Consider the following 8,454-nt stretch of genomic DNA (forward strand, 5'->3'; position numbering starts at 1 on the left):
ATGCGCTGGCAAATGCCGAAAAGACGTTAGCTGTTCCGGGTATTTGTTTTGCCGAGCACGGTCCCCGGGATATGGGACTCTCTTACGGCTACCTCGAAGGCAGAGCCGATCCGCCTGTACCGCCGGAAGTACAGGCAGCCGGAGATAAAGTGCTGGCGTTGTGCAAAAAAAATGGTCTATTTTTCCTGGATAATGTTCTGCCCGATAATGTCGTAAAGCAAATCAAAAGGGGTGTGATGATTGGAGCCGGGCGACGGCAGGACTCGGCGGAAATCGGAAGAAAATATGCAAAAAGAAAGATGCCGTGGTGAAGGCTATCCATGAATTAGATTGTTCATAGTTCGTCGTCTGCTAAAAAAATGAAAATACCAATTAAGAAAGTCGTTTTGTAAAATTAACTTGAAAATCAGAGGCATCGATTTGCGGATCATTGTTTCGATAACTTGATAATTCTCAAAATGTTAATCGATGCCTCCACCAAAAAACATTTCTTTGTTTGTTTTTAAATTTAAAAGCTGTTTCTCTTTTTGTTTTCCGATTTGCCCCTAAAAAAAATCTTGCTGGTTTTAATCCTCTGTAATTCATCAAATAACAAAATATTTCTTGCAACATTAGATGAATATTTGTATCTTTGCAATAATAAATTTTCAGTTTCAAATTTTGGTTATTTTATTAAACGAATGAATAGAGAAACGAGGCTTTTTGATTTATGAAAAGAATTGCAGTAATGAGCAGCGGCGGCGATGCGCCGGGAATGAATGCATTCATTCGCAGCGTCATCCGTTCGACGATTAATCGCGGGCTTGAAGCTTATGGAATCAGGCGCGGTTATGAAGGATTGATAGATAATGATATTGAACAAATGGACAAACGCTCTGTGAGCAACATCATCCAGCGCGGCGGCACGATTTTGCAAACGGCGCGGTGTGAGGAGTTTAAAACAAAAAAAGGATTACGGCAGGCGATTCGGAATTTGAATTCTCACGGCATCGATGGCCTGGTGGCTCTCGGCGGCGATGGTTCTCTTGCCGGGGCTTTGAGTTTGCACGAAGCAGGTTTCCCTGTCATTGGTGCTCCGGGGACTATCGACAACGATCTCGCCGGCACGGACATGGCCATCGGCGTGGACACAGCCCTGAACACGGTGCTCGACGCTGTGGACAAAATCAAAGAGACCGCCTCTTCTCATCAGCGGGCGTTCATCGTGGAAGTGATGGGTAGAAACTGCGGTTACATCGCTTTGATTTCGGGAATTATCGGCGGCGCGGAGATGATTTGCATTCCGGAAAAGCCGTTCGGTCTGATGGATGTGGTGCACATTGTTGAAAAAGCCTACGTCAGCGGAAAGACACACTGCATTATCATCGTGGCGGAGGGCGCGAAACATTCGACTCGCGCAATCAAAAAAACTCTTGATGAACGCATCGAAGAAGCAGGTTTTGAGACGCGGGTGACCATTTTGGGTCACATTCAACGCGGCGGCTCGCCCACAGCGTTCGACAGACTGCTGGCGACACGACTGGGCGCAGCAGCAGTGGATCATCTTATTCGCGGCGAGAGCGGCAAAATGGTCGGTCTGGTGGGAAATAAGATTACCACAACTCCTTTGAAAGAAATTATTGACAATCGCCGGGAACTGGACATGAGTCTCTACGATTTAGCCCGTTCGCTGGAATTTTGATTAAATTTGAGGGATTAAAGATGAATACGCGTATTTTTGTTCTATTAATGGCTCTCTTTTTGCTATTTCTAATTTCATCATGCGCTTTGATGAGACCTCACTGGAAAAGCGTGGAGTTGACTTCTGGAGACAGGGAAGTCGCCCGCTTGATGCACATCAGCGAAAATCAGCTCAAAAAACTCATTGATAAACCGCTGTACAAATTTAATCCAGCGGAGCTAAATATTTATCTCGGATATTTGCAGTCAGTGGAACCAGATTTGCGCAAAAGAGTTCAGCATCTTGCCCGAAAAAACGTGGGGCAACCGTATCAGATTTATTTGTTAGGAGAATTTCCTTTTGAAATTTATGATTCCCAGCCCTTGTATTCGCTGGGGAAAAGTGATTGCGTTGTTTTCAGCGAGCACATTTACGCCATGGCGCTGTCCTGGGATTGGAAGAGTTTTTTCGCCATGCTGCAACGAATTCGCTACAAAAACGGCATCATCGGTTTTGCCACGCGAAATCATTACACCGAATTTGATTGGGACGTGAACAATAGCTGGCTTGTCGAAGATATCACGGAAGAATTAGGGGGTGACGATACGATTTATGAAACAACGGTTGTGGATCGCGCGAAATTTATGTCAAAATACGGCATCGGGCAAAATATTCCGGCGGATACGGTGAAATGGTGCTATATTCCGTATCAAATTTTGCCGCGTGTCATTGATAAACTTCAGCCTGGCGATTTTGTGAACATCGTGCGCGGCTACGAAGACGGCAAGTGGGTCGGCCATGTGGGATTAATTACGCGCAGCGACGACGGCACGGTGAATTTTCTTCATTCGTCATCGCCGCGGGTGAAGGAGCAGCCGCTGATGGATCTTTATCGCACCGCCGAACAGTACAATCAGAAGCGGAAACTGTTCAACCAAAAAGTTCAGGCTGAAAATGAAAAAATTCGCGCCCACAATCAGATTTTGCGGGCGAAAAATAACGGCGAAAAATCTCCCAAAGAGAAGAAGCTCAAAAAGAGGAAGCCTTATTTTTACGGCTTCAAATTTCTCCGGCTGCGCGAAGACCCGATCTGGGAATTGATGCTCATTGACGGCATGAAAAAGCCGCAAGTGCAAATTTCGCCGGTTTTTTATTGAATCGACGCGGTGCGTTCGGCGGCATTTTCGCATTTACCAGACGACAACATCGCCAAAAGTGAGACTGATGACAATTTTTAATTTTTTTGTAGCAGAGTCGTAATCATCGGTCTGAAGGCTCAGTTGCTTGGAAAAACCGTCAACTTTTTCGTTAATTACTGTGATCGAGCCGCCGGTCACACCGCCTTCAATTTTGTACGCGATATTTTTCGGCAAAGCAACGTGAATATCGCCGAAGACGCCGTTGACAAATAGCTTGCTTTCTCCTTCGCTCAATTCTATTTCTTGCAAATTCAAATGAATCTTACCGAAAGTATTGTTGATGTCTCCGCCCTGGAAATTTTTCGAATCGATCTTGATGTTCAAATCGCCGAAATTTTTCGAATAGGCGACTTGTTCCGTACTCAAAATGACGGGTTCGTCTTTCATTTTCCCTTTATTCGGTAGAGAGCTTTTTTCAGAAGAATGCGGACGTTTAAAAATCAACGAGATTCCCCAGATAATCAGCAATGCTGGCCAATAGTTAGAAATGATATCTCCAACGTCGAGATAGCCCAGATTTTGAAACAAAAATAAAAAACCAATGACAATCAGCGAAATAGGCCAAAAAAGTCCTCGCCGTTCATGGGAGTGATGTGACATGTGGCGCTCCTTGTGTATTTGTGAATAGCTGCAATTTGCTAAATCGAGAAAAATGGCATCACGTTAAAATACGCAAATTTCGCCAGATTGTTTCGATGTTGAATATCTTTTCTTTTCAGATTTCGTTTTTTATGAGTCGGGGAAAATGCCACGAAGCCGCAGAGCACACAGAAGATATTTTAAAATTAAAAAAGAATGGACTTATTTCTCGTTCAATTTTTATTGTTTTAATTTCAGACCCTCTTGAACAAGCTCATTTCCGCCATAAATTTTGCAAAAAAACTCCCAATTTTCGCTTGATTCTCAATTTCTAAATACTTATATTAATTGCCTTGCGGCAAACATAGCTGTTCTCAATTTATTCTGAAAACCGGTTCCTGAAAAATGGAGAAGGTAATTTGTCGAAAATAATCATCGGGATTCACGGTCTGGATAACAAGCCGCCGGAATCTTTGCTGCGAACGTGGTGGCTGAAAGCTATTCGGGAAGGTCTGAAAAACATCGGCCGGTTTCACTTCCTCTTTCGATTTCGCTTTGTTTATTGGGCGCATTTTCTCTACTCCGAGCCTCTCAATCCAAAAATTAAAGACAAACATGATCCGCTCTATGTGCAATATCCTTACATCAAATCTTCTCACAGAGAACACAAAAAAGAAAGTCCGCTGCGTCGGAAAATTCTCGATTACATTGAGCGGCAGATGGAGAAACTTTTTCTGAATGCAGACATGTCGATAAATTTTTCCGGCGTTACGGATATGATCATCAAACGCTATTTTCGCGATTTGAGTTTGTACTATTCCGACGCGACGATTATTGTGGAAAATGAGCAAAAATCCGTTCGGCATTTGCTGCGGGAGGAATTGGCAGACGTGCTGCGAAAACATCGCGATGATGAAATTCTGCTCATTGCACATTCCATGGGGTCAATTATTGCGTACGATACTCTTATTCACGACGCCCCGGACGTGCCCATCGATACGCTGGTGACAATCGGTTCGCCGCTGTCGTTGCCGATCATCGTCAGCAAAATAATCAAAGAATTGCACGAATCCGGCAGAAAAGTGAGTAAACCGCCGACTCCGGAAAATGTCAAAAAATGGTACAATCTGGCGGATTTGCGCGATAAGGTGACCCTGAACTACAATCTTGCCGACGATTATCTGCCCAACACGCAAGGTGTGCTTCCGGAAGATGAAGTCGTTTACAATGATTACGGATATGACGGGGACGAAAACCCTCACAAATCGTTCGGCTATTTGCGCACACCGGAACTGGCGCAGATTGTTCATGAATTTCTCAGTCGCGATGTGCCAAAATACAAGCTGTGGCTGGAACAACGCGCCGGAAAAGCACTTGATCAGTTGGGTTGGTATTAGGAAAATACAGTGTGCGGCTTCGCCGAAAAATTGAATAAGCATTCCAGAAATTTCTTGATAAAATTTACAACTCCAATTTGAATCGTAACAGCGGGAAGAACAGATGCTAAAGCCAATGGAAAAGATGACGGCTGCCGATTACGCAGAGTTGGGCTTGAAAGCCGGTCTGGAAATCCATCAACAATTGAAAACAAAAAAGAAACTATTTTGTCGCTGCCCGGCGGGACTTTACAGTCAAAAATATGACGCGGAAATTCTGCGCCACATGAGGCCTACGCTGTCGGAATTGGGCGAGTACGACGGCACCGCGCTGATGGAATTTAAAACAAAAAAAGAAATTATTTATCAATTGAATAAAGAAACAGTGTGCACTTACGAAATGGATGACGCGCCGCCGTTTGAGTTGAACGATGAGGCGCTGGAGATTGCACTGGAAATTGCGCTGCTGCTAAAGTTGAATTTAGTGAGCGAACTGCACATTGCAAGAAAACAGTATCTCGATGGCAGTATTCCCACCGGGTTTCAGCGCACGACAATTTTAGGCGTGGACGGCGAAATTCCTTACGGCGAGCGGAAAATTGGCATCGTGCAACTGGGGCTCGAGGAAGATGCCTGCCGCGAAGAGAGCGATCACGGCCATGTCCGCGTGTACCGAACCGACCGCCTGGGAATGCCGCTGATCGAAGTGGTCACTTATCCGGACATGCGCACGCCGCAGGAAATGGCTGACGTCGCGCAACTGATTCGCCAGTTGACTCGCGCCACAGGAAAAGTGCGACGCGGCATTGGCGCGACGAGGCAGGATGTGAATGTCAGTATCGAAGGCGGAACGCGCATCGAAATCAAAGGCGTGCCGCGCATTCCGATTATTCCCAGATTAGTGCACAACGAAGCCGGCAGACAAAAGGCGCTGCTGGAAATCCGCCAGAAGCTTCGCTCGCGCGGTGTTCGTCCCGATGATTTTCAGCCGAAAGTGTTCGACGTCACTGATATTTTGCGCACTACCAGCTACCTCCCCATCAAAAATGCAATCAATAAGAACACGCGCATCAAATGCGTACGTCTGCCATTTTTTCAGGGCATTTTGAGCCATTCCACGCAGCCGGGCACCAATTTCGTCAAAGAATTTTCCGATCGCGTACGCGTGATCGCCTGTCTGGACACAATTCCCAATTTGATTCATTCTGACACTGTCGATGAAACCATCAGTAGCGCGGCGTGGGAAAAAATAAAGCGGTTGACCGGATTTCAGAGCAGCGATGCGCTGATCATCACCTGGGGCGACGCGCGCGATGCGGAAACGGCTGTCGGGGAAATCGAAATTCGCGCCCGCGAAGCCATCGAAGGCGTGCCCAGTGAAACGCGGCAGGCGCTGGCGGACGGAACTACCGGCTTCGAGCGCGTTCTGCCTGGCCCCAATCGCATGTACCCGGACACAGACTTGCCGCCAATTGCTCTGAACGAAGAACGCATCCGGCGTATTCAAAGAAATTTGCCGATTCCCCCCTGGGAACGGAGAAAGAAATACCGCCAATTAGGCCTGCCCGAAATGACGATTGGTGAACTGATTCTTTCCGGCAGGGGCGAGTGGTTCGATTCAATTCTGGAAATCACGAAAATTGAGCCTTTTTTCCCGGCTCGCCTGCTGACGGAGACATTCAAACATTGGCGGCGAAAAGGTTTGGCCGTGGAAAAATTGGACAGGGAAATTCTTCTGCCAGTTTTTGAATCCTTTGGGAAGAAAAAAATCGTCCGCGAAGCAGTAGCCATTATTTTGGAAAAATTTATGGAAAATGGAAAATTCAAATGTTTCTGTTGAAAAATTAATTGAGCAATTTCGGCCATTGCCAAATTCCGAAGTCGAAAAAATAGCCCGGGAAAAAATAAAATCAGTAAAAATTGTTTCCGAATTGCCTGACGATAAAAAATTTGAAATTGTCATGGGGGAAATAATGGAAAAAATTCGCGGTAAAGCTGCCGGGAAAGATGTGGCGAGATTAGTGCGAAAATATTTTTGAAAAATTTAATTAGCTATTTTACGGCTGACCGAGAAAAGACTTACTGTGAAAATTTGAGGTTTACAAATAATGAATAGTGAGGATTACAAAGGCTATCGCGGTGCGGCATTATCGACATTGAAAAACTTTCAAGTCCGCGTTTGGAGCGATGTGGAAGTAGAAACCAGCCGCGGGAAATTCATCGGCATCATTTTGCCGCGTTCGGAGACAGCGGACGATCGCCACATCGTGTTAAAATTGCGCAACGGTTACAATGTCGGTTTGGCAGCGGACACGATTCACGCCATGAAAGAAACTGGGTACAAAAAGGCAAATTACAAAATTCCGGAAAAAGAATTTCCTTACGATCCCAAAAAGCCGCGGGTGAAATTATTCGGCACTGGCGGCACCATCGCCAGCCGTCTCGACTATCGCACCGGCGCAGTGATTCCTGCTTTTTCGCCGGGGGAACTCTACGGTTCCGTGCCCGAATTAGCGGACATCTGCAATCTGGAAACGGAAAAATTGTACGGCGTTTTTAGCGAAAATATGGGACCTGAACAATGGATCGGCACGGCACAGGCTATCGGCAGAGAAATCGAAAAAGGTGTGGCAGGGATTGTCATCGGTCACGGCACGGACACCATGCACCACACGGCAGCGATTTTGTCGTTCATGGTGCAAAATTCCCCGGTGCCAATTGTGATGGTCGGCTCTCAACGCTCCAGCGACAGACCCTCCTCCGATGCGGCAATTAATTTAATTGACGCCACGAAAACGGCGGCGGAGAGCGACATCGCGGAAGTCGTGGTTTGCATGTTCGGCCCAACCAGCGACCGCTACGATTTGCTCCATCGTGGCACTCGCGTGCGGAAAATGCATTCCAGCTATCGCTCCACTTTTCGCACCATCGGAGACATTCCCATCGCTAAAGTCAGCAAAGACGGATTTACTTATTTCAGAGACGATTACAAACGCCGCCGCAGCGACAAAAATGTGACCATCAATACGGCGTTTGAAGAAAAAGTTTCCATTGTTTATTATTACCCAAACATGAAACCCGACATCATCGAAGCGTTGATTGACAACGATTACAAAGGAATAATTATCGCCGGCACCGGTTTGGGGCACGTAAACAAACCGCTGTACCCGGCACTGAAGAAAGCGCACGACAAAGGAATCGCCATGTACATGACGGTGCAGACGCTCTGGGGTTACGTGCAAATGTACGTTTACGACACCGGCCGAGACATTATGGAATTGGGCGTCATCCCGGCAGCGAATATGTTGCCCGAGGTGGCGTACGGAAAATTGGGCTGGGCGCTGGGACAAACTTCTGATTTGGAAAAAGTCAAAAAAATCATGCTCACACCCATCGCCGGCGAAATCACCGAACGCGAGCCGCACAACGGTTATTTGATTTATCAGGGTGGCATTCCCGAAGTGGAAGAATTCATCAGTCGGAATTGGAAATAGGGGAGAGGCGAAAGAAACTGGCGCATAAAAAAATAATTTTTTTCGCCTTATTGAACTTTTAACGCGGGTAGCGGAGGAAATTTTCTCTGCCAGTTTCAAAGAAAGAGGACTTTGGGGCAGAAGAATATCCCCAATATTTCGAGATC

At 46.3% G+C, this 8,454-nt stretch carries 8 protein-coding genes; 7 read left to right on the plus strand and 1 reads right to left on the minus strand.

Annotation, left to right across the window (positions count from 1 at the left end; genetic code table 11):
* From GXO74_05500 to GXO74_05510, 3 genes are all read left to right on the plus strand, one after another.
* The coding region (locus GXO74_05500) for a hypothetical protein (GenBank protein NOZ61116.1) at positions 1-311 on the plus strand (311 nt) is incomplete at its 5' end.
* Positions 312-709: 398 nt separating this feature from the next.
* On the plus strand, positions 710-1,681 hold the full coding sequence (gene pfkA / locus GXO74_05505) for a 6-phosphofructokinase (protein NOZ61117.1): 972 nt from the start codon (positions 710-712) through the stop codon (positions 1,679-1,681).
* A gap of 89 nt (positions 1,682-1,770) precedes the next feature.
* Positions 1,771-2,817 (plus strand): DUF1460 domain-containing protein, encoded by a 1,047-nt coding sequence (locus GXO74_05510; protein NOZ61118.1) that lies wholly within the window; start codon positions 1,771-1,773, stop codon positions 2,815-2,817.
* Positions 2,818-2,850: 33 nt separating this feature from the next.
* Here GXO74_05510 and GXO74_05515 read toward each other — a convergent pair whose 3' ends face one another.
* A complete protein-coding gene (locus tag GXO74_05515; GenBank protein ID NOZ61119.1) occupies positions 2,851-3,459 on the minus strand; it encodes a cell wall-active antibiotics response protein in 609 nt (202 codons plus the stop codon).
* A gap of 398 nt (positions 3,460-3,857) precedes the next feature.
* On the opposite strand from GXO74_05515, the gene GXO74_05520 reads away from it, so the two are divergent.
* From GXO74_05520 to gatD, 4 genes are all read left to right on the plus strand, one after another.
* Positions 3,858-4,835 carry a lipase family protein gene (locus GXO74_05520; GenBank protein ID NOZ61120.1) on the plus strand — a complete coding sequence of 326 codons (978 nt, stop codon included), beginning with the start codon at positions 3,858-3,860 and terminating at the stop codon, positions 4,833-4,835.
* A 103-nt stretch (positions 4,836-4,938) separates the two neighbouring features.
* Positions 4,939-6,654, plus strand: coding sequence for a Glu-tRNA(Gln) amidotransferase subunit GatE (gene gatE / locus GXO74_05525; GenBank protein ID NOZ61121.1), 1,716 nt, complete (start codon positions 4,939-4,941; stop codon positions 6,652-6,654).
* On the plus strand, positions 6,629-6,853 hold the full coding sequence (locus GXO74_05530) for a GatB/YqeY domain-containing protein (GenBank protein NOZ61122.1): 225 nt from the start codon (positions 6,629-6,631) through the stop codon (positions 6,851-6,853). Before gatE ends, GXO74_05530 begins: the two co-directional genes overlap by 26 nt.
* 69 nt (positions 6,854-6,922) lie before the next feature.
* Positions 6,923-8,308 (plus strand): Glu-tRNA(Gln) amidotransferase subunit GatD, encoded by a 1,386-nt coding sequence (gene gatD, locus GXO74_05535; protein ID NOZ61123.1) that lies wholly within the window; start codon positions 6,923-6,925, stop codon positions 8,306-8,308.
* The last annotated feature ends 146 nt before the right edge of the window (positions 8,309-8,454 follow it).

Source organism: Calditrichota bacterium (assembly GCA_013152715.1).
Taxonomy (GTDB): domain Bacteria; phylum Zhuqueibacterota; class Zhuqueibacteria; order Thermofontimicrobiales; family Thermofontimicrobiaceae; genus 4484-87.

Coding starts and splice junctions, on each gene's coding strand:
- GXO74_05515 (NOZ61119.1), bottom strand. CDS start 3,459: ATGTCACATCACTCCCATGAACGGCGAGGACTTTTTTGGCCTATTTCG.
- gatD (NOZ61123.1), top strand. CDS start 6,923: ATGAATAGTGAGGATTACAAAGGCTATCGCGGTGCGGCATTATCGACA.
- GXO74_05510 (NOZ61118.1), top strand. CDS start 1,771: ATGAGACCTCACTGGAAAAGCGTGGAGTTGACTTCTGGAGACAGGGAA.
- pfkA (NOZ61117.1), top strand. CDS start 710: ATGAAAAGAATTGCAGTAATGAGCAGCGGCGGCGATGCGCCGGGAATG.
- gatE (NOZ61121.1), top strand. CDS start 4,939: ATGCTAAAGCCAATGGAAAAGATGACGGCTGCCGATTACGCAGAGTTG.
- GXO74_05530 (NOZ61122.1), top strand. CDS start 6,629: ATGGAAAATTCAAATGTTTCTGTTGAAAAATTAATTGAGCAATTTCGG.